Here is a 21,140-nt window from a genome sequence, read left to right as displayed (position 1 = left end):
ATTAGTCAGTTTTGGCATGAGAGTAAAACCAGTATAGGGTTTATTATTCTTAATATCTGTGCCTTATATTATATGAGCTCATATTATTTTACAAAATCTATAGAATCGTCAACCTCTAAAAAAGTAAAGTATGTAGATTCAATAGTTTTAGTACTATTTATTTTTTTGTTAATAGATAATTATTATTAGTGGTTCATATATGACTATACAAAAAATGAAAGCTTGAAAATGAGCCACGACCGTGACGAAGCAAAAAAGACTGTACAAGTAATTGATAATTCGTATTCCTACGTTTGGAGTGTTTTTAAAAAATCTAATTATAAATTCAAAAAATTTGGAATAATCTTAATAAGAAAAAACTTACAACATTAGTTATTACAGATGCACTTATAGGTATGTTGGGGGGAACCTTCGGCAAATACCTTGCGAAAGCTAGAGTAGGAGTAATAAATAGATTATTTGTCAAATATCAATGGGAGTTCAAAGATGAATTAGCTAGACAATACTCGAAAACTGGAAAAATATCTATTTGGAGTGCGCTATATGATAGTGCAAAATCAGTCTTAAATGATAAAAAAAAGCTATAAAATTGGTTGTTACAGCATATAACCGTGGTGGTAAAACAAGAGCAATAAAGGGTGCAAGGAGATTTTAAAATATGGGAATGCATATAATGTTTATTACAATGATTATTTCTCTAATAATTACAACAGCGTGGTTTTTTAAATGGGATAGAATAAATGAACCATTTGTGGCTAATGGTAGTACACTGTTATCTATAATAAAATTATTCTCAAGAAAAACACAAAAAATATTATTGATTATTTTGTTTGGATTAATGACCGTTATAGTGATAATTTTTTATGTGACATTTATATTATATGGATAGAAGGTATGATCATGTAAAAAAGAAATGAGAATGAGGAATAATTTATGAAATTTAAATGGGATATTTTTGATACGATAATTGTATTAATAACATTAATTGGTGTTTTAGGTGATTTATTGGGGTTGCTGCATATGAAAATAGAATATTTACTATTTTTTATTGTTGCTGGAATTTTAGATTTTAGGAGTGAAAAAGAAAAAGTAGGTAAAATTAAGACGATTGTTTTGTATGGTATTAACATTATCTTGTTACTATCTATATTTATTATAAAATAAGATGCCAATGACCAATTAACAAAAGAAACCTTACCAGATGGTACGATGAATACATATGATTATGACGCAGTTGGGAATCATACGGCATCCGAAGTGAATGGTGAGAAAGCGACTTTCACGTACAATGATGCCAATCAAATTGCGACGAAAAATGAGACGGCCTATACGTATGATGCAGATGGTAACTTATTGCAAGATGAGAACTATAAAAGGAAGGTGAGCCAAAAGCGTAGGTAGAAGATAAGTCAAAAGCGCAACGTCCTGTTGCTGACTTATCCAACCTACATCGTGTAGGCAGTGTTGCAAGGCTCACCCAACTTGCGTCCAGCAAGCAGCAGCAACAACGTTTAACAAAGGTAACGACGCTAGACGACCAAATCATTGCATCGTACACATACGATGAAAATGACTTAGGTTTAACGAAAACAGTTGGCGAAACAACACATGCATACTTCTATAACGACGAAGTATTGGATAAAAAGGAACATCGTGTGAGGCCGTGATAAAGACGACCAAGAAGTCGGTGCATACACATATGATGCATACGGAAATGTGTTAACTGTCGAAGGGGATCTAGCGAAAGAAAACCCAGGTGAACGCTAGCAACGACGTCCTGTCGTAGCGTTCACCCAATCGTCGTCCAGACGACAGCGTTATGCAGGTTACTACTATGACGATGAAACAAAGAACTACTATTTACAAGCACGTTACTATAACCCAGCAAATGGAGTATTCTTAGCAGAACATCGACTAAATGCTGCACGTCCTGTGCAAACGTCGATGGCGCTCACATCGTGTGAGGCCCACACCCAGGTGATGATGACGAACCTTTATCACAGAATGGTTATAGCTATGCGAATGGTAATCCCGTAATGAATGTGGATCCAGATGGGAAAATAGCTTGGTGGATAGCTTCTGCTTTAGTAGGTGCCGCATTGAATGCATTGCCAATGTTATTGAACTATTATTATAAGCATAGGACGTTAAGAGGTTTTAATTGGTGGGTTTTTGGTAGGGCAGCAGCTGTTGGAGCTATAACCAGTATAGGTGGTGCAGGTCTATACAGAGCCGTGGCTTCTATAGGTGGAAGTTTAATAACTAGAGTTATAGCCTTAGCCGGATATGGTCCTAAAGCATATATTCTTAATACTATCGCTAAAGGTAAGAAGCCAACTCTTAGTGGATTATACTCAAGTTATATAACATCTGGAGTTGCATCAGGACTAAATGTTTTTAATCGACTAAAAAGTATTTATAGGTACGGTGGTAAAAAAGCAGTAACTCGTTATATTAAAGCCATTCGCTAAGTCAGGGAGTGATATAGTGTCAAAGAAAATATTAATCAGTATACCAATTTTTATCTTAGCAATTCTAAGCCCTGTCGCTCCAATTTTTTATTTTGGATTAAACACAAAAAAAATAGATGCGAATATACAGAGGTTGTTAAAATATTCTTGGTTTGATGAATTATATTCTACGGATAAATTTAGACATTTATTTTTTGCAAATAAACATGTTAGAAAAAAATTAAGTAGCGATATTTATGTAAAGCTGTTGAGCCATCACAAAAAAACACAAGAAAAATTCTACCGATTTTTAGAAAAAGAAAATAATAGATCAAATTAATTTATTACTATTGATTTCGATTTGCTAATAGAGATAATAAAAGTTGGATATATATCGGTTCTTCACCGAAAGACGGGGTTGACTGAAATAGGTCAATATATGTTTCAGACAGACGCTTTGTTTGTTTTTCGGTAGACCGCTTACGGAGAAGATTTTAAAGTAAAAGAAGCGACAACATATAAAGAAAACAGCGATGATGTCGACCATATTTAAAATCGAGGATTTAAAGTATAAAAAGAAGGAGATTAATAATGAAGAAATTTAGAGGGAAACAACGATACTTTTGCAATTTAGAAAAAGAAACACATATAAAAAACTATGATTTGGATTTTGACGAAAATAGTTAGTTTGATTTTTGGCATACGCATTTAGATTATTATGGATATGGAAATTATTCTATAAAAATAAGAAAACAACATTTAAAAGGTTTATTTAATTTATTTCATGAGTTAAAAGGTGTATTGAAAAAAATAGGTAAAACTTATCAAATGTGGATTGAAATATCTAGTAACGATGCTTCTATGGATACATTATTTATACATTCACCGAATCCGAATGAAGATAATTTTCCTTATAAAAAGTTGACGAATTTAGTAGATGTAAGGTCAGAAATTCCATCTTATCTAACGGAGATTATTGATGTAGAAAATTATAAGATAGAAAGTTATGAAAGCATAGAAGATGGAATTACTGATAAAATATTTGTAATTCAATTTTTAGATATCAAAAGTCTCTAAAAGAGTACTAGGAGAAGGCATTTGACATTATGATTATAAAATCAAGACGTATTATATTATAGGTGAATTCATACCGAGAAATGTGTATATAAAAACATCAAAAGATTATAAGGTGGTATGGTAGTGAAGATTACATTAAATGATTTTTTAGTTGGAGAAGACTTTTCATATATTTTTAAATCTAAAAAAAGGGGCATAACTCGTTTCTATTGTCATGTCGATTCCGAGGGAAACAATCTGGGTGCCATTGATATTGACCTAGATAGTTACAGTGATGTTGATAGTTATATTGATATTAAAAACGATATTGATAGTATATGTTTAAAAAATTTTTTAGAGAAATTAAATGTATACCCATTGTATATTCACGGAATTAGCGGTTCAAATGAAATTAATCTATCTAATAAAGAAATGACGAAATTGAGTAATGGAAATTATTATTATGTGGTAGATATTAATAATATAGAAGAACTCAAAACCCATTTTTCTAAGGCTTATTTAGATGCATTTAATAACGAAAGTATCTTATTTTCTAATGAACGAACATTAGAAATGGACTTTCATAGCGATATTGGTTTAGCTAGATTTATTTTAGATTATACTGAAGATAATTATACATATCATTTGTGGGTAAGTCATGACGGTGTAGGTTTTGACTTCATATCTAATTTTTCAGATCACCCATATCAAAATATACCTGTTATTAAAGAGGAAGACGAACTATGACGCAATGGAGAATCGTACAGCATCCGAAGTGAATGGTGAGAAAGCTGCTTTCACGTATAATGATGCCAATTAAATTGCGACGAAAACGGACTACGTTTAACGAAAACTGTTGGCGATACAACACATGAATACTTCTATAGTGGTGAAGTATTAGATAAAAAGGAACATCGACTAAGTTCCGCATGTCCTGTGCGAACGTCGATGGCACTCACATCGTGTGAGGCCGTGATAGTGAAGATCAAGAAGTCGGTGCATACACATATGATGCTTATGGAAATGTATTAACGGTCGAAGGGGACCTAGCGAAAGCGAACCCAATTCGTTATGCAGGTTAGTATTATGACGATGAAACGAAGAATTACTATTTACAAGCACGTTACTATAACCCAGCAAACGGAACCTTCCTAGCATTAGACCAACATCCAGGTGATGATGAAGAACCGCTGTCACAAAATGGTTATAGCTATGCGAATGGCAACCCGGTGATGAATGTGGATCCAAATGGAAAAAATGCTTGGTATAATTCAAAGGGATTTCTTATAGGGCTATTAATGCGGCGATATTTCTTACAACATCAGTAATATTTGGAGGGATTGATGGATTACTAATCAGATTAGGTAAGAAAAGTTTAAGTAAATCCAAAAAAAGTATATTTGTTACAGACCTTAAAAAGAAACTAAGAAATAGAGAGGTTTCTTACATCATAGCCAGTAGTATATCCAGTGCTGTAGGTACATTGATTAATATTAGTGGTTTTTGGCTAAATTCAGGAAGCTCTATATTTGATTATTTAGATAAAAAGCTAAGAAATGGTTATTTTAATGATTTTTAAGACTTAGAGGTGAGAATTATATTTAAATTATTTTTGAAAACACAAAAATTCTATATAGGACTGTTTGTCATTGGTTTTCTAACGTCAGCAGTAGCTTCATATATTTATATGGGTGGACCTAAATCTATAAGTGCAGTGCTAAGTGGAATAATTGGTTTTTGTCTAATACAGTATTTAGCTTATAGAAATTTCAAAAAAGAAAATAACTGGAAATAAAAAGATTTCAAACAAGTAACATAATCTCATACTGACTAGATGTGGTACCTATTCCTATGAATAAAGAAAAGTTCAAATTTTAGTGTGGAATAGAGTGATTCAATGAAGAAGTATCAGTGGCATTTCTTTAAAAAGAATACTCAGGATAATGCTTTTTCTTTAGTTAATTAAATAATTTACTCGGTTCACTGACGTACACAATAAAAGCGCAACAACTATTTAAAATTGCATATGACTACACGAAAAATGGCATGTTGAAGATGAGCCAAAATCGCAAGTGGAAGATAAGTCAAGATTGCAACGTCCTGTTGCTGACTTATCCAACCTACATTATGTAGGTAGTGTTTGTTGTTGGCTTATCCAACTTGCGTCCAGCAAGCAGCAACAACAACGTTTAACAAAAGTAACGACATTAGACGATCAAACTATCTCATCGTACACATATGATGAAAACGGCTTACGTTTAACGAAAACAGTTGGCGATACAACGCATGAATACTTATATAACTAAAATAAGTATATACAAAAATCGGGAATTTAAGGTAGGAATTGATGATAAACAATCTATGGATCGGAATAAATATCGCTTATATTATTTTATTAACAACTTTTCTTTTAAATCTTTTTATTAAAATAAAATTTAAAGAGTCCATCAATATAACTATATCATTTATCAGTTTGGGTTTAAATTATATTGTAAGTCTAGTTATTCTTTTTACTGATACTTTATCTTATATAGGTAATACACTACTATTCATCATTGCGACTTTTTTAATGATTACGTACACATATATATCTATAAATAATATCCAACTTAAAAAAAGTATGAAGATAAATATGTTTGGAAATATCTTGGTTTTTATTTTTTCATCAGCAATTACAATTTTTTTGGTGATAAAAAAATATTTTATGTAATAAGATGGATTAAGACGGAGAAGTGGCTAGGCTTGTTGTAGAGTAGGTACAAATTTTTATTTAATTAATACTAAACTATAAAGAAAGAGGTGAGGGGATTGGATAAAATAGATTTTGATGAACTATATCAAGAACCGGAAAATAAACTGAAAATAAGTCTACCTTTATTATAAAAAATAAAAAAGTTTCATTTAGTTGGACTGAACTATATTGGGGATGGAAAAGTCAATTCATTTCAGATAAAACACTTATTGAAATAGCAGAGACAGAGGTAACGAATACTATTTATTCAGAGCCCGTACTTGAACTAGCATCTATTATGGACTCTGAAATTTATACAGAGCAAATAAAGATACAAGAATTAATTGAACAAATTATTGAGATGTTATTCTTAATGACTTTCATAATCCTTCTAAACCCGCGAAAGAATTTTACGATGAACTTCTTATGTGGACGGCGTATGGAATAACTGCGAAGAATGAGGAGTTACTCAAATTATGGAGATTATTTTTAGAAAAGCAACGTACATATTTTTTAAATCAATGGTCTACAAAGTAATTTAATAGCATAACTCAGTGACTAAACACTACTTGGTATGATAGTGAAGGCGAAAAATGAATCAGGTAAATTTGAAACTATAAGGAAGGCGAGCTAAAAGCGCAAGTGGAAGATAAGTCAAGATCGCAGCGTCCTGTTGCTGACTGATCCAACCTATGTCGTGTAGAAAGGCTCACCCAATTCGCTTTCTGATGATAGTGTATTATTCTAAAGATGAACCTTTAATCACAGAATGGATGATATACGACGTATAAGAGCGATAATCCAGGACTAATAGTATGGCAGCTATTCTATTATCAGGGATAAGGTAAGTTATTAAAGAATTTTAATATTAGAGGAGATTGAATAATAATGATTAAATTAAATAACGTGAAAAGCTATTTTAATAGTACGATTGACCTTAACAATGATTCAGTTTTGGAGATTTGGAATAAATTCAAATCTTTTTGTTTAGTTGATGTTGAAAATGAAGATGATCGAGAAATTTTGTTTGAAACAGGAGTTGAAAAAATCGAAGGGATTAAATATTTCTATGTTAATTTCGTTCGACAATTTACAATTTATGATGGAGATGAATATGATGGAATGGAACAACTTATTTGTGCATTTCATTTTGAACATACAAAAGAGTTTAGATTTTTAAAGAAAAGCGAATGGTCAATGGATTATGAAGACTTAGAAACATATTTTAAAGAGGTAGAAAAAACAAAGGCATTTCAAAAAATGATTGATAAGAACCCTGTTAAAAGAACACTCATGCAAGAAGAAATCTAAAGTAGGTAGAAACTATAAAACCTCAAAAAAATCGTCTTGTTGCTGCCTCTCCGAACTTACTTCCAGCAAGCAGCAAAAGTAAAGACGCTAGATGATCAAACCGTCGCATCGCATCGTACGCATACGATGCGATGCGACGGTTTACGTTTAACGAATACTTCCAAAACAATGAAATATTTGATAAAAGGGTGTTTATTATTCTAAATATAGGTTTAGTATATCGAAATGAAAAAAATATAGAGAAAGAGTTTCAACATATTGTAGATTTTTTAAAGAAAAGGGAACTAATCATAGTTGAATGGAGAGTCTCTTTAGATAAAAATGGAGACAAATGGGTTGAAAAGAAAGATCAAGATGTAGATGTTGCGTTATTAACAAAATATTATTATGGAGAAATAATCGGATATATTACAAATTTTGTTGGTTTTCAAGAAATTTCGATGAGGATTAGTGTTCAACAAGAAGAGGGTTTTTATGGCTATGTGCTACATTTAGATGGAGAAAGACTAAATGGTTTAGTGATAGACACAATAGAGCAAAAAATAATTACATGGGTTACTAATTTGAGCAATTTTACGAGTTTTGATTATGCCTTTTGTGATTATGATAGTGAAATAGAATATGATCCTCAAAAACAAAGGATAATAAACAAAAGTTATTCAGTTTTATTTTGGCCAGAGAGGGGTAGCGTCAGGAAAATGCGGATTTACAACGCTAAGGAAATTCCCATACTAAAAAGCCAAATTTCTCAACATCAATTGAGAAATTTGGCTTTTTTCGTTGCTCAGTTAAAGCGTCCTTTAGTTGTATATTTCCTGTTAATATCCCTTTTGAAGCATAACATTGTTTTCAATGATCGCACCAGATAGTTGACGCCCATTTTAGAACCTATTCTTTGATTTTCAATAAGCGTAAACTGTTTAATGTTACAAGTAAAGTTGCTCCCATATCAGCAAATATCGCTATCCAAAGCGTTAACCAACCGGGCATGACCAAAAGTAATGCCACTAATTTAATCACCAAAGAGAAGGTAATGTTTTGCTTGATGATTGCTAAAGCCTTACGGCTTAATTTTATTGTATATGGCAATTTACTCAAATCATCAGACATTAAGGAGATGTCAGCCGTTTCTAAAGCTGTATCAGTTCCAGCACCACCCATTGCTACACCAACGGTAGATGCCGCAAGGGCTGGAGCATCATTCACGCCATCTCCGACCATCCCCACACTTTGATGTTTTTCTCGAAGTTCTTTAATAAAATTAAGCTTATCTTCTGGAAGTAAGTCAGCTTTAATATTCGAAACACCAACTTGTTTTCCGATGGCTGTTGCCGTTCTTTGGTTATCGCCTGTTAGCATCACTGTTTCGATTCCCATATTGTTCAACTTGCCGATAACTTCTTTAGACGATTCCCTCATTTCATCGGCTACGGCAATAAACGAAAGAATTTCTTTTTCTGTTCCTAACACCATCACCGTTTTACCTTGAGTTTGCATATCGGCAATTTTTTCTTTCCTATCGCTTGAAATGCTTCCGTGTAATTCCTCAAAAAGATTTGGACTTCCCACATAATACATTTCATTATTTATTTTGGCTTTAACGCCTTTACCTGTAATGGATTGAAAATCCTCTACTGTTACTTCGTTGAATTTTAATCCATTTTCTTCTGCTTTTCGCATAATCGCTGAAGCAAGAGGGTGCTGTGATCCTTTTTCAATGGCTGCTGTTATGGTCATTAATTCATTTTCATTTCTACCATATGTCACAATGTCTGTTACAGCAGGAATCCCTTTGGTTAATGTTCCTGTTTTATCAAAGGCTATCGCTTTTAAGTGTCCTGCTTCTTCTAAATGGATACCACCTTTAATTAAAACACCATTTTTTGCTGCATTTCCTATTGCTGTAACCACAGCAACTGGAGTTGAGACTACTAAGGCACAAGGACAACCAACCACTAATACAGCTAAGCCTTGATAAATCCATTGGCTCCAGTCTCCGCCAAATAATGGTGGAACTACCGCAATTAAAAGAGCAAGTATGACAATAGCTGGTGTATAGTATTTTGCAAATTTATCGACAAACGCTTGAGAAGGGGCCCGTTCTGCTTGGGCTTCTTCTACCAAGTGAATGATTTTTGAAAGAGTAGTATCTTTAACTCGTTTTGTAACTTTAACCTCAAGTAACCCTTCTTCATTCAAGGTTCCTGCAAATACTTCATCATTTGTGGTTTTCGTTACTGGAACACTTTCACCTGTAATCGCAGCCTGATTTAATGTCGATGTACCTTTAACCACTATTCCATCCATTGCTAACTTTTGACCGGGCTTAACAATCATGATGTCTCCAACTTGAATATCATCAACATGAATCATCATTTCTTCATTGCCTCGTCGAATTAACGCTTCTTTTGGGGCAATATCCATTAAAGATTCAATAGATTGACGCGCTTTATCCATTGAATAACGCTCTAATGCTTCACTAATCGCAAATAGGATAACAACGGTTGCCCCTTCACCCCATTCACCAATGATTGCAGCTCCTATAATTGCAATAGTCATAAGCGTATTCATATCGAAATTTAATCTGCTTAGATTTTTGAGACCTTTAATGAATAACGAATATCCACCGATTAAAATGGACGCTGCATAACCAATTGTCGGTAGAACATGCTCTTCACCATACTGCTCTCCTAAGAACCAGCTAACTACAAGTAAAAGAGCTGATATATATACCTTAATGTTTTCTTTCTGCTTCCAAAAAGGTTCTCGTTCTACCCTTTGTTCTTTTTCATCTCGAATTTTTAAATTTTCAAATGCTCCTGCTTTTTCTAATTCTTCAATGGTTGTCGTCCCCTTAACATAAACTTTAGATGCTCCGAAATTTACTTTCGCATCCTGAACACCGGGAAGTTCTTTAACATTATTTTCAAAAATGGCTGCACAGTTAGTACAAGTAAATCCTTGAACACGATAGGCTTTCATTTCTTCTTCAGACAGTTTTGCTTTCCCACTAGACATTGATCTTCACCTCTTTCTTATGTGCCAATGCAATCATCATAATTTGTCTGATATGCTCATCATCTAATGAATAAAATGCAAGTTTTCCCTCTTTTCGAAACTTAACAATCCCTTGCTTATGGAGCGTTCGCAGGTGATGAGAGGCATTTGCAACCGTAACACCTATAATATTTGCTATATCACACACACACAGTTCGTCACCTTGACATAAAGCATAGGTAATTTTTGCTCTATTTTCATCTGCAATAGCTTTTAACATTTGGGCAACACTAGAAATATCTACTGTCTGTAAATTACCTTGTATTCGATTGACCTTTTCTTCGTCATAACAATAAATTTCACAAGTATCTTTCTTAATCACATTCTCACCCCAATATCATTCAAGTGTTTATTTGAATATAGTATAACCATTTTTAATAATTCATTCAAGTGTTTGTTTGAATGAGTAAAAAAATTCATAAAAAAAGAATTGGAGTACCCAATTCTAATAACAAAATAACCAAACTGCATAAGACTTTAAGTACATAACATTATCTGGCCAATTAGTAGTAAGGGAATTACATAAGCGTTATTAAGGGGCGGTAATTTGAAAAGCATAACAACTGTTATAACGATTATTCTAGGTATCGTGATTATATTTGTGCCAACGATTATTACTGGGCATGGCTATAACGATGAAAAAATGATGGGCGCATTACTTGTTGCTGATTATACATTGAGAGTGGTTTCGTTAATAATTGGACTACTTGTGATTAGCTTTGCTATTAGAGGCTTAGCTAAAAATTAGCTAAAAGAAATTACCAAAAGCACCTTCTCGTTGTAAAAGAGGGTGCTTTTTATATTGTCTTTGTAGTTCCTTTTCACGTATTAGTGGGATCGCTTTCCTCGATATTTAAAGCAAGAAAGGATGAATGTATTGAAAAATGTATTATTATTAGTTGCATCTTTTTTCATGTCTCTCATTGTGTGGTTAAGTACATATCGTTCTTTACCAGAAAAAGTTATCATGCATGCTAATTCAGGCGGAACAACGGATTATGCGCATAAAAGCTTCATGTTTCTTATGTTTATGATTATTTCATTGTGTGTACTCGTCATTTTTTACGCTTTGCTGCTCATCGATAGAAAAAATGAAAATAAACAAAAAATGAATACAGCATTTGCTATGATCGGTGGTTTATTCGTTATTGGATTAAATATTGTCTACATACTCAATGTCCGTAATGAAGCGTTAAACACAGAACGTCTCTTTTTAATCTTTGTAGGCTGTATTTTCATTATCATCGGCAGTTTCTTACCTACAGTCAATTATAATTCTAAAGTGGGTGTCCGAAATGCCGCTAGCTTTCAAAATAAAAAATCATGGACTCAAATTCAAAGATTTAGTGGATGTGCGTTTATCATCTGTGGTATATTCATAGGGTTTGCAGCTTTAATTCCATCATTCTTATATGCGATTCTTGTCATTTCACTACTGATTACTGCTATGTTATATAGTATTCAGTTATACTCGAATAAATTGCTTAAAAATGAGTAGACGCTTAGCTTTCAAACGCAGGTAAGTATAATAAAGTGAAGGTGATCCATTGGAAGTTATAATCGGATATGGATTAATACTCTTTTTCCTTGTCAATTTTTGCGTGATGATGTACCAGGCTTATAAGGAAGTGAAAGAGAACCCTAAGAGCTTTTTTAGAATGCTGATTTTCATACCTCTTGAATTATTATTAGGTACATATGGTTTCTATGTAGCAATTGTCTTGGGAGCACTGTTAATAGGTATCCTACTTGTTTTCTATCCATAATGAATCTAAAAAGCGAGTAACACGTTCAGCGTGCTACTCGTTTTTGTTTTGAGTTTATATACTTCTTTTTACACGAGGATTCGATTATGCCATACACAATCACCGATAGAATCAATCCACCGAAATACACGATAATAATATAAGAAGGAATTTTCTCTAGAGGCTGAATTTGTATAGAGGCATAGAGCAATATAAAAAAGAAAAACAGTGTCAAAGCGGATACGAGTGAAGTCCAAGAGCAATAGAGTTTGTACAGTTTCATACTTAGTTGTTTATCAAACTTTGCTAAATAGCGATTGAATTTAATAAATCGAAAGCTTTTCAACCCTGCGAACAGTAAAATTGAGACAATCGGCAATATCCATAAAACATATTTTGAACCGTAACCATCTGGACTACCTAGTAAATTAAAATGAATCGGAACCCGCCCATCTAACCCTTTCCAATACAACAGCAATATGACGATTTGAGCTAACATGAAAAAATATGAAATCGCATCGAGGTAATATGTATGTTTGGGTAGTATATACTTCATTAGATTTCCTCCTACTTAAAATTTTGTAATTAAAGATTCACTATCAGCTAATGAAAAAGTAGTTTTCAACAAAAGCTTATACATCACATTTGAAGGCAATACTACATATATTTTAATCTAGCACCAAAAGGTCGTTTTCGTGCTACAATAAAATGGCAGCATTTTCAGCTGACTCCTTTTTCGGAAGGAGGTGTACTACATGCCTAAATACTCGCGACAAGAGAAAGTAAAGGCTGAGCGAAAGAAAAAGCGTGAAGAAGGACTGACCATCTTTCGATATGCAGCGGATCTATTTCGATTCGTGGATACAATTTATCGTTTCTTCCGTATGATGCTGTAAGAAAAAAGAGCGTTGATTCCAACTGGATTCAACGCTCTTTCTATAGATTTAATACATAAAAAACGCCTGGTGACCAAACCAGGCGCTGTACTACATGTGATTCTCGCGACAAGAATCTTACTAACTTCATTGTATGATGATTATAGATAGAAGTCAATTAAATAAGATAGAAATAAAATAGGTTAATTAAGTGATATTATTATCGAAAGCATCTATGATTTCGTATTTATACTCAATTATCGATTATTTGTATAAATAAATAATAATCGATTATAATCGATACGATTTTAAAGTTGCCGTTTTAAAAATCGGTTTTATATTGAAAAGTGCAGCAGCAATTATTAAATATAAAAAGATGAGCTCATCTATATTCGATGAACCCACTTCTTTTTATGATTTCGAACGTTTTTGAATCTCTTGTTTACTTTGCAAAATTTTATAAGCGAGATGTACGACAATTCCAAATAGCAGAAGTGCGAAAATAGAGGCAAGACCGATAAAGATCGGTTCACCAAAGCGCCAGAAAGACTCCGGTTCTTTTGCGGCAAATGAACGTGAAATCTGTAGCAAGACAACAAAGAACAATGTCACAATCGATACAAGCCCCACTTGTTTGACCTTCTTTTGCAAGAAGATCGCTTGCTCTTTACGCGATGTTAATTTCATTATGTAAAACTCCTTTAAAACATACTACCTTCTATAGTAATGGTTGAACTAAAAAGACGCAATTCTTTCCTATTAAATAGATATTCAGATGAAAAGAGTAGGCTAAGTAATTAAAAAACGAAACCGCACATATAGCGCGATTTCGTTTTTCTTATGCATGTTCTTCTTTAATTTCTTTCACGAGTGCTTCGTGTTGCTCTGGGTTGTATTCATTTTCTAGTTTTGATACAACAACTGTTGCTACTGAGTTACCAATTATGTTTGTGATGGCACGCGCTTCTGACATGAAGCGGTCTACACCGATTAGTAGGGCAATACCTGCTACTGGAATCATTGGGAACGCAGCTAATGTTGCAGCTAATGTAACGAAACCTGAACCTGTAACACCTGCAGCACCTTTTGATGTAACCATTAATACTAATAATAATGTTAGTTGTTGCCAGATAGATAGGTCAACATTGTAAACTTGTGCGATAAACATAGCAGCCATTGATAAGTAGATGGCTGTACCATCTAAGTTGAATGAGTAACCTGTTGGAATAACTAAACCAACGACTTGTTTTGAACAACCGAATTTTTCTAATTTCTTCATGATGCCTGGTAAAGCTGTTTCTGAAGAAGATGTACCTAATACAAGTAATAATTCTTCTTTGATATAAGCAAGGAATTTGAAGATGTTGAAGCCGAAGCCCTTCATAATACCGCCAAGAATTAAGAAGATGAATAGCGCCATTGTAATGTAGATACAAATCATTAATAATGCTAAGCTTTTTAAAGAACCGAAGCCGAATGAGCCGATTGTGTAAGCCATTGCACCGAATGCTGCTAATGGTGAAATAACCATGACCATACCGATGACTTTGAAGAAGATTTCAGAAGCAGATGTCATAACCTTCATAACAGGTTGTGCTGCTTCACCAATTGAAGCAGATGCTAGACCGAATAGCGCCGCACATACTAAGATTGGTAATAAATCACCGTTCGCGATTGCGCCAACGAAATGCTCTGGAATAATGTTCATAATGAATGGTACGAAGCCAGACTCTTGGGCTGCTGCTTGATCTGTAAAGTTTTGAACGGCTGATGTATCAATTTTTGATACGTCAATACCTGTGCCTTTACCTGGTTGGATAATATGTACCACGATAAAACCAATTGCAAGTGCAACTGTTGAAACAATCTCGAAGTAAATTAATGCTTTACCCCCAATTTTACCAACTTTTTTCATATCCCCCATGTTACCAATACCAATCACAACCGTTAAGAAAATAATTGGTGCGATTAACATCTTGATTAATTTGATGAAAATATCTGCTAGGATTTTTAAGTCTTGACCGAATGTTGGGAAGACGCCACCAACGATGATCCCTAAGATAATCCCGATGACTACTTGAACCGTTAAGTTCTTATACCACTTTTTCTTTTTCATGTTCATCCCTCTTTGTTATTCAATTTTGTGATCGCTTACATGTATCATAAGCGCTGTTTTAGTACAAAGGAATAATTCGGTTATAAAGTTCTTTTTGGTCATAAAGTTCTTTTTGCCGAAAAAGGATAAAAACATTGATTTAACAGCATTTTAAAAGACTGAACAAAGATGTCCAGTCTTGTATGAAAACGCTTTATGGTCATTTTTCTATTGTTGTAATACAGTTTAGGTATCTGTTTTTTTCTGAATCAATTGCTGAATTTCGTGTAGATAATGTGCATCACTACGATTTTCAAATGAACGATAGAGTGGAATAAACGCTTTTTTCCACGCTGTTTGTTGCTGCGGTGTTAAAGTGTGTATCTCAACGGAGAGATTCTTCAGTTGTTGTAAGTCATGATCGTTCATCTGCATAGCATTCTCCATATTCCATTCTGTTGCATCTTTTAACGCCTGCTCAATCAATTGCTGATCGGCTGGTTCGAGTTGTTGCCAAAACTGTTTATTAATAATGACCGCATAGGCAAGAATGCCATGATTTGAAATCGTTAAATGATTTTCTTTTTTATACAGGCTTTTTGAGTAGATATTTGAAATTGTATTTTCAAGTGCATCCATCTTTTGTTTATTGAGTTCTGTAAACAATTCGTCAAATGAAGAGGTTACAGGCGTTGCTTTCACTTGCTCGAATTGTTGTTTAAGCATATCACTCTCCATCGCGCGCACGCGAAGCCCTTTAAAATCTTGTACATCTTGAATGATCTCTTTTTCATTAATCATCTGTTTAAAGCCATTTTGCCAAAAGCCAAGTGCTTTCATATTTTCATGTTGGAGTTCATTTAAAAGACGTTCACCGACATCACTTGTGAATACTTTTTGAACTTCAGCAGTGGATGAAAATAAATAGGGTAAATCTAGAACTTCCCAACTCGGTACTTCTTTTGTTACTTTAGAAAGAGTCGGGGCAATCATCTGAACATCATTATCTTTTAGCGCTTGTAATTCATTCACATCATTGTAAAGCATACCATTCGGTGAAATTTCAACTTGAATACGATGATGCGAGCGCTTTTGAACGAGTTCAGCAAATTTCAACACAGCTTGTCCTTTCGGTGTGTCTTCTGCGACAACATGTGAAAAACGAATCGTAATTTGATCTTTTAATCCCTCTTGTTCTTCGTCATACGGTAATGTTTCGCTTTTGAAAAAGCCTTGTTCATAGCTCATATAACCGAGTAAAGCGATGACGACGAATAGAGCGGATAGCATATATGTACGCAACGTCGACCCTCCACTTTGATTTAATTTTTATTAGTTTAACATAATTGAAGTGGTACAATGTTAAAAAGTATAAGAGAGGTGGCTTGTTTGTTCAAACAAAAAATGACCTTAAATAAAGGGATGATTGCACTTACGTTCTTCATCATTGCCTTCTCATTATTGATTGCGGGCGTCTTTATTTTAGGGAGTATTGTCAATTCAAAAGAAAAGGAATTACAGGAGCAGTCGATGCTTGTGGCGAGAACGGTAGCGACATTACCTGAAATTGAAGATACTTTACATAACGAGAATAATTTATCTATTGAAGCACAGGCACGTCGAATTAATCAAACCGTTGAACAGCTACGAACGGTCAATTCTGCAGACTATATTGTGATTATGAATATGGATCATATGCGATTGTCGCATCCTTTAACGAGTAAGCTTGGCACAGTTTCGACAACACCAGATGAAGAAGCAGCGTATTCAGAGCATTATTATACGTCGAAAGCAAAAGGTGAAGTGGGTGTAATGGTACGCGCCTTTGTACCGATTATGAATACTAAACATCAGCAAATCGGTGTTGCAGTCGTTGGCTATCGCTTACCGAGTGTTCTTGAAGTGTTAGGTGGAATGAAGTGGGAGATTGCACTTGCACTGACACTATCAATTGCCTTTGGTTTATGGGGAGCGCTGATTCTAAGTCGTCGTGTGAAGAAGCAGATGCTGGATTATGAACCGCATGAGATTGCTAAATTATATACAGAGCGTATTGAGACATTCAATGCGATGCATGAAGGAATTATCGCTATTGATAAAGAGTTTACAGTGACCATCTTCAATCCGAAAGCGCGACAAATTTTAGGGATTGGCGAGCAGAATTTGCTCGGAAAGAAGATTTATGATATTTTACCTGATACACGCTTACCAGAGATTTTAGATTTCAATCAGCCCATTTACAATAAAGAATTACATATTAATCAACATACGATTTTAAGTAATCGCGTGCCGATTGAAGTAGACGGTGAGACGGTCGGGGCGATTGCCATTTTCCAAGACCGTACAGAAGTGAAAAAGCTAGCGGAAGAATTAACGGGCGTAAAAGAGTTCGTGCAAGCACTTCGCATTCAAAATCATGAGCATAAAAATAAGTTGCATACGATTTCAGGACTTCTACAACTAGGTCATCATCAAGAAGCGATGGATTACATTGTAGAAGTGCAAACGACGCAGGAAGAAACAACGAATTTCTTAAATCAGCGCATTCAAAATCAAAATATTGCAGGTCTGGTACTGAGTAAGATCAATCGCGGTAAGGAACTTGGTATTGATGTCATGATGGATGAGCATAGCACACTCGAACGCTTACCAGAAAAGCTTGATTTCCACGATTTTGTTGTGGTGTTTGGAAATCTTGTAGAAAATGCTTTTGATGCGCTGCAACTGACAAGTAGTTCATCAAAAGAAATCTTTATTAGTATTGACCAAAACGATGAAACATTATCCATTTTAGTGGAGGATAATGGTGTCGGTATGACCGATGAACAAATTCAAAAGATTTTTGATAATGGTTTTACAACGAAGAATTCTGCCAATCATGGCATTGGTTTATATTTAATTTCAGATATTTTAAACAAAACGAACGGTAGTATTGATATTACAAGTTCGTTGAATGAAGGAACGAGTATTTTAGTTACGTTTACAATGGAGTAGGGGGAACATCGCGTGATAGATGTTGTATTAATTGAAGACGATCCAATGGTACGTCAAGTCAATCGCCAATTTTTAGAGCAAATCGAAGGCATTCGTATTGTAGGAGTGGCGAAAGATGGAATTGAAGGGGTAGAGCAGCTGAAAACATTAGCGCCAGATGTAGCACTTATGGATATTTTCATGCCAGAACAAGATGGCATTAAAACATTGCAACAAATTCGAGATCAAGGGTTACCTGTCGATGTTATTGCTGTAACTGCAGCGAATGATATGAAAACAATTGAAAAAATGCTGCAATTAGGTGTTTATGATTATATTATGAAGCCTTTTACGTTTGATCGTATGAAGCAGACCATTCAGCAATATTTAGCGTATAAAGCGTATATTACGAAGAAGGAAACACTCAATCAGGATGAACTGGATCAATTACTGCATCCAACAAGAGAGACCGACCATTACCATGATGCTTTACCAAAGGGATTAAATGGTGCAACTTTACAAAAGATTATTCAATTTATTGGGGAGCAAAAAGGTGCTGTTACAGCTATTGAAGTGGCGCAGGGGGTTGGTTTAGCACGTGTAACTGCAAGACGTTATTTAGATTATTTAGAGAAGCAGCGTCAAGTTGTCATTGATATTCAATATGGCGGGGTAGGACGACCAGTGAATCAATACCGTCTCGTACAAAAATAAAGGTTTTAACTAAAATTAATAGGGAATATATGGATTAGAATATTTAGTCGGAGGGTGTGAAAAAACTTGCTAATATTACTAATTCTCTCTATTATTGCACTAATAGGTATTCCTTTACTACTTGTGATATCATCGCTTAAATTTGAAGAACGTCAATTGGACGCGATGATTCATCAATACTATGTAGAGCATCGTACAGTTCGAAAAACGCAAAAGATGTCTGTAAAACCAGTTGTTGAAAAACAGACACAACAAAAAAGACCGTCTGCTGCTAAAGACGAATCAAAACGTGCGTTTACACATACAATTCGTAAAAAGTTACCTGGTTATATTTATCCGTCACGTGAAGCAATGATTCGTGATCGTGCCAATAAAAACTAATTAATAGCTTTATTTGAGGGGGCTTTCACCCTCCTACATAACAAAGGGGTTCAAAAAATGCAGTCTTTAGTAAAACAGTTACATTTTATTGAAAAAACAATTGTGCAACTATTTGATGAAGTGAATGAGCAAACATGGAAAGAACCAGAAGCAAAGGGGCTTCGTTCTGTTTTCGAATTGTGTCATCATATGACCTACTTACCAAAAGCAGATTTAATGTTAGCAAGTTCTGCGAGTCATCAGGAAATGGATGCATTTTATCAGCGCAATCGTTTGGAGACGATTTGTGAAATGAAACAGATGTTTATTTATCATATGAAGCAGCTTTACGCACATATTGAATGTATGTCAGAATGTGAAAAGCAGCGTGAATCAACCAGTTATTGGGGCGCTACATATACGCAACAAGAATGGATACTAGAAATTCTAATGCACCTCATTCATCATCGTGCACAACTATATCAACTCTTAATGCAACATCGAGAAAAACCTATCTCAATTTGTCTATTTCAATAATTTTCAGACTGTTTCCAAAAAGGAGACAGTTTTTTCTTTTATTTTGAAAAAGGTACGCTATAATAATAAAAACGAAAGAAGGCGAATGGGATGGAATTTAGTCAATTAGAAGATGATGTTGTTTATTTACGTCCACTTGTAATGGAAGATGCAGAAGCTTTATTTGAAGCAGGAAATCATGCGGAGATTTGGACATATACAGCACATACGATTCAATCATTAAAAGATGCAGAGGCTTATATTGAAGATGCCTTACATAAATCGAAAACGGAGCAAACTTATGCAATTGTAGATCGCCAGTCGAATCGCGTAATTGGTTCAACACGTTTTTATCAAATAGATACTAAAAATCGTGCTGCAACACTCGGTTACACGTGGCTAACCCCCGCATATTTTGGCACTTCGGTGAATAAGCGTTGTAAGTATCTATTATTTCAATATGCTTTTGAAAAAGAAGGTCTTGAACGGATTCAAATCGTAGCAGATGAGCGAAATACACGCTCTTGTCGTGCTATTGAAGGGCTTTTAGCAACAAAAGAAGGGGTACTGCGTAAACATATTATTTGTAAAGATGGTTATATTCGAAATAGTGTTGTCTATTCGGTTATACGTGAAGATTGGCCGCGGGTAAAAGCGCATTTGGAGCAGGCGATTGGTTATAAAACAGTTTAAAGGAGAAAGAGACAGCATGAGTACACTAACATTCCGTATAGCAAAATTAGATGATTTAGAGCGCGTTGTCGCGATTTATAATTCAACGATTGAAGGGCGCATGGTGACGGCTGATTTAGAAGCAGTCACTGTTGAAGAACGTACTCCTTGGTTTCATGCCCATACCGCAGATCACCGACCACTATGGGTAATGGAATTAGACAACGATATTTGCGGCTGGATTAGCTTGCAAGATTTTTATGGTCGAAAAGCCTACGATGCGACAGCAGAAGTGAGCATTTATTTGGATGCGGACTTCAGAGGACATGGCTTAGGCAAAAAGGCGATTCAATTCGTTTTAGATGCAGCGCCTTCTTTATCCATTCAAACCATACTCGGCTTTATTTTTGTTCAAAATGAACCGAGTATGAAACTATTTAAACATTTCGGTTTTGAACAATGGGCGTTCTTACCGGAAGTTGCTGAACTAGACGGTATGAAAAGAGACCTCGTTATTCTAGGTAAAAAAGTAAGTAAATAATGTAATCATAAGAAAAAACCAAAATCGCGCTTCGGCACAGTTTT

Annotated in this window: 24 protein-coding genes and 2 pseudogenes; 20 read left to right on the top strand and 6 right to left on the bottom strand. The window is 34.6% G+C overall.

The features are described from left to right. Window positions 1-933 precede the first annotated feature (933 nt). The 11 genes and pseudogenes from ASO14_RS07435 to ASO14_RS07390 all read left to right on the top strand — a co-directional run bounded on the left by ASO14_RS07435 (window position 934) and on the right by ASO14_RS07390 (window position 8,417). Window positions 934-1,164 (top strand): hypothetical protein, encoded by a 231-nt coding sequence (locus ASO14_RS07435; protein ID WP_068453464.1) that lies wholly within the window; start codon window positions 934-936, stop codon window positions 1,162-1,164. A gap of 45 nt (window positions 1,165-1,209) precedes the next feature. After that, complete coding sequence (locus tag ASO14_RS07430) at window positions 1,210-1,401, top strand: hypothetical protein (protein WP_068453462.1); 192 nt, start codon at window positions 1,210-1,212, stop codon at window positions 1,399-1,401. 417 nt (window positions 1,402-1,818) lie between these two features. Beyond that, window positions 1,819-2,069 (top strand): annotated as a pseudogene (locus ASO14_RS15190) (RHS repeat-associated core domain-containing protein); the annotation flags it as partial. 418 nt (window positions 2,070-2,487) lie between these two features. Then, a complete protein-coding gene (locus ASO14_RS07420; protein ID WP_068453458.1) occupies window positions 2,488-2,790 on the top strand; it encodes a hypothetical protein in 303 nt (100 codons plus the stop codon). A 461-nt stretch (window positions 2,791-3,251) separates the two neighbouring features. After that, a complete protein-coding gene (locus ASO14_RS07415) occupies window positions 3,252-3,527 on the top strand; it encodes a hypothetical protein (RefSeq protein WP_068453456.1) in 276 nt (91 codons plus the stop codon). Window positions 3,528-3,650: 123 nt separating this feature from the next. Beyond that, window positions 3,651-4,253, top strand: a complete 603-nt coding sequence (locus ASO14_RS07410) for a hypothetical protein (RefSeq protein ID WP_068453454.1) — start codon at window positions 3,651-3,653, stop codon at window positions 4,251-4,253. Window positions 4,254-4,648: 395 nt separating this feature from the next. Beyond that, window positions 4,649-4,834 (top strand): annotated as a pseudogene (locus ASO14_RS15025) (hypothetical protein); the annotation flags it as partial. Between the two features lie 744 nt (window positions 4,835-5,578). Continuing rightward, complete coding sequence (locus tag ASO14_RS07405) at window positions 5,579-5,812, top strand: hypothetical protein (protein WP_156422353.1); 234 nt, start codon at window positions 5,579-5,581, stop codon at window positions 5,810-5,812. A gap of 570 nt (window positions 5,813-6,382) precedes the next feature. Further along, window positions 6,383-6,685, top strand: a complete 303-nt coding sequence (locus tag ASO14_RS15325) for a DUF2247 family protein (RefSeq protein ID WP_156422399.1) — start codon at window positions 6,383-6,385, stop codon at window positions 6,683-6,685. A gap of 440 nt (window positions 6,686-7,125) precedes the next feature. Then, window positions 7,126-7,548: a hypothetical protein gene (locus tag ASO14_RS07395; protein ID WP_068453449.1), complete on the top strand. Its 423-nt coding sequence runs from the start codon at window positions 7,126-7,128 to the stop codon at window positions 7,546-7,548. Window positions 7,549-7,736: 188 nt separating this feature from the next. Then, the gene (locus ASO14_RS07390) at window positions 7,737-8,417 is read left to right on the top strand and encodes an Imm64 family immunity protein (RefSeq protein ID WP_197409944.1); all 681 of its coding nucleotides are present in this window, start codon (window positions 7,737-7,739) and stop codon (window positions 8,415-8,417) included. 19 nt (window positions 8,418-8,436) lie between these two features. Here the strand turns inward: ASO14_RS07390 and ASO14_RS07385 are convergent, their stop codons facing one another. After that, on the bottom strand, window positions 8,437-10,566 hold the full coding sequence (locus ASO14_RS07385) for a heavy metal translocating P-type ATPase (protein WP_068453445.1): 2,130 nt from the start codon (window positions 10,564-10,566) through the stop codon (window positions 8,437-8,439). Next, window positions 10,559-10,927 carry an ArsR/SmtB family transcription factor gene (locus tag ASO14_RS07380; protein WP_068453443.1) on the bottom strand — a complete coding sequence of 123 codons (369 nt, stop codon included), beginning with the start codon at window positions 10,925-10,927 and terminating at the stop codon, window positions 10,559-10,561. Before ASO14_RS07380 ends, ASO14_RS07385 begins: the two co-directional genes overlap by 8 nt. Before the next feature lie 225 nt (window positions 10,928-11,152). Here ASO14_RS07380 and ASO14_RS07375 point away from each other — a divergent pair, with 225 nt between their 5' ends. Together ASO14_RS07375 and ASO14_RS07370 are read left to right on the top strand one after the other, a co-directional pair. Next, the gene (locus ASO14_RS07375; RefSeq protein ID WP_068453441.1) at window positions 11,153-11,353 is read left to right on the top strand and encodes a hypothetical protein; all 201 of its coding nucleotides are present in this window, start codon (window positions 11,153-11,155) and stop codon (window positions 11,351-11,353) included. A gap of 129 nt (window positions 11,354-11,482) precedes the next feature. Continuing rightward, window positions 11,483-12,103 (top strand): SdpI family protein, encoded by a 621-nt coding sequence (locus ASO14_RS07370; protein ID WP_068453439.1) that lies wholly within the window; start codon window positions 11,483-11,485, stop codon window positions 12,101-12,103. 293 nt (window positions 12,104-12,396) lie between these two features. On the opposite strand, the gene ASO14_RS07360 is transcribed toward ASO14_RS07370, so the two are convergent. After that, window positions 12,397-12,906 carry a DUF1648 domain-containing protein gene (locus tag ASO14_RS07360; RefSeq protein WP_068453435.1) on the bottom strand — a complete coding sequence of 170 codons (510 nt, stop codon included), beginning with the start codon at window positions 12,904-12,906 and terminating at the stop codon, window positions 12,397-12,399. Window positions 12,907-13,105: 199 nt separating this feature from the next. Here ASO14_RS07360 and ASO14_RS15015 point away from each other — a divergent pair, with 199 nt between their 5' ends. Next, a complete protein-coding gene (locus ASO14_RS15015; RefSeq protein WP_156422352.1) occupies window positions 13,106-13,246 on the top strand; it encodes a hypothetical protein in 141 nt (46 codons plus the stop codon). Window positions 13,247-13,636: 390 nt separating this feature from the next. On the opposite strand, the gene ASO14_RS07355 is transcribed toward ASO14_RS15015, so the two are convergent. The 3 genes from ASO14_RS07355 to ASO14_RS07345 form a co-directional block, all read right to left on the bottom strand. Next, entirely contained in the window at window positions 13,637-13,912 is a 276-nt protein-coding gene (locus tag ASO14_RS07355; protein ID WP_068453433.1) for a hypothetical protein, read from the bottom strand. 151 nt (window positions 13,913-14,063) lie between these two features. Continuing rightward, complete coding sequence (gene dctA / locus ASO14_RS07350) at window positions 14,064-15,341, bottom strand: C4-dicarboxylate transporter DctA (RefSeq protein ID WP_068453430.1); 1,278 nt, start codon at window positions 15,339-15,341, stop codon at window positions 14,064-14,066. A gap of 225 nt (window positions 15,342-15,566) precedes the next feature. After that, a complete protein-coding gene (locus tag ASO14_RS07345; protein ID WP_068453429.1) occupies window positions 15,567-16,622 on the bottom strand; it encodes a DctP family TRAP transporter solute-binding subunit in 1,056 nt (351 codons plus the stop codon). 102 nt (window positions 16,623-16,724) lie between these two features. Between ASO14_RS07345 and ASO14_RS07340 the strand changes: the two genes are divergently transcribed. The 6 genes from ASO14_RS07340 (at window position 16,725) to ASO14_RS07315 (ending at window position 21,096) form a co-directional block, all read left to right on the top strand. After that, complete coding sequence (locus ASO14_RS07340; protein WP_231726998.1) at window positions 16,725-18,314, top strand: ATP-binding protein; 1,590 nt, start codon at window positions 16,725-16,727, stop codon at window positions 18,312-18,314. A 12-nt stretch (window positions 18,315-18,326) separates the two neighbouring features. Beyond that, window positions 18,327-19,007: a response regulator gene (locus tag ASO14_RS07335; RefSeq protein WP_082701416.1), complete on the top strand. Its 681-nt coding sequence runs from the start codon at window positions 18,327-18,329 to the stop codon at window positions 19,005-19,007. Window positions 19,008-19,073: 66 nt separating this feature from the next. Further along, window positions 19,074-19,388 carry a hypothetical protein gene (locus ASO14_RS07330; RefSeq protein ID WP_068453425.1) on the top strand — a complete coding sequence of 105 codons (315 nt, stop codon included), beginning with the start codon at window positions 19,074-19,076 and terminating at the stop codon, window positions 19,386-19,388. A 57-nt stretch (window positions 19,389-19,445) separates the two neighbouring features. Continuing rightward, the gene (locus ASO14_RS07325; RefSeq protein ID WP_068453423.1) at window positions 19,446-19,904 is read left to right on the top strand and encodes a hypothetical protein; all 459 of its coding nucleotides are present in this window, start codon (window positions 19,446-19,448) and stop codon (window positions 19,902-19,904) included. Window positions 19,905-19,994: 90 nt separating this feature from the next. Next, window positions 19,995-20,576 (top strand): GNAT family N-acetyltransferase, encoded by a 582-nt coding sequence (locus ASO14_RS07320; RefSeq protein ID WP_068453420.1) that lies wholly within the window; start codon window positions 19,995-19,997, stop codon window positions 20,574-20,576. Window positions 20,577-20,592: 16 nt separating this feature from the next. Beyond that, a complete protein-coding gene (locus tag ASO14_RS07315) occupies window positions 20,593-21,096 on the top strand; it encodes a GNAT family N-acetyltransferase (protein WP_068453418.1) in 504 nt (167 codons plus the stop codon). The last annotated feature ends 44 nt before the right edge of the window (window positions 21,097-21,140 follow it).

It is taken from the genome of Kurthia sp. 11kri321 (assembly GCF_001534765.1).
Classification (GTDB): domain Bacteria; phylum Bacillota; class Bacilli; order Bacillales_A; family Planococcaceae; genus Kurthia; species Kurthia gibsonii.
This window is presented reverse-complemented; position numbering and strand designations above follow the sequence as displayed.

Coding starts and splice junctions, on each gene's coding strand:
- ASO14_RS07435 (WP_068453464.1), top strand. CDS start 934: ATGAAATTTAAATGGGATATTTTTGATACGATAATTGTATTAATAACA.
- ASO14_RS07325 (WP_068453423.1), top strand. CDS start 19,446: ATGCAGTCTTTAGTAAAACAGTTACATTTTATTGAAAAAACAATTGTG.
- ASO14_RS07320 (WP_068453420.1), top strand. CDS start 19,995: ATGGAATTTAGTCAATTAGAAGATGATGTTGTTTATTTACGTCCACTT.
- ASO14_RS07315 (WP_068453418.1), top strand. CDS start 20,593: ATGAGTACACTAACATTCCGTATAGCAAAATTAGATGATTTAGAGCGC.
- ASO14_RS07430 (WP_068453462.1), top strand. CDS start 1,210: ATGAATACATATGATTATGACGCAGTTGGGAATCATACGGCATCCGAA.
- ASO14_RS07340 (WP_231726998.1), top strand. CDS start 16,725: ATGACCTTAAATAAAGGGATGATTGCACTTACGTTCTTCATCATTGCC.
- ASO14_RS07395 (WP_068453449.1), top strand. CDS start 7,126: ATGATTAAATTAAATAACGTGAAAAGCTATTTTAATAGTACGATTGAC.
- ASO14_RS07360 (WP_068453435.1), bottom strand. CDS start 12,906: ATGAAGTATATACTACCCAAACATACATATTACCTCGATGCGATTTCA.
- ASO14_RS07355 (WP_068453433.1), bottom strand. CDS start 13,912: ATGAAATTAACATCGCGTAAAGAGCAAGCGATCTTCTTGCAAAAGAAG.
- ASO14_RS15015 (WP_156422352.1), top strand. CDS start 13,106: ATGCCTAAATACTCGCGACAAGAGAAAGTAAAGGCTGAGCGAAAGAAA.
- dctA (WP_068453430.1), bottom strand. CDS start 15,341: ATGAAAAAGAAAAAGTGGTATAAGAACTTAACGGTTCAAGTAGTCATC.
- ASO14_RS07385 (WP_068453445.1), bottom strand. CDS start 10,566: ATGTCTAGTGGGAAAGCAAAACTGTCTGAAGAAGAAATGAAAGCCTAT.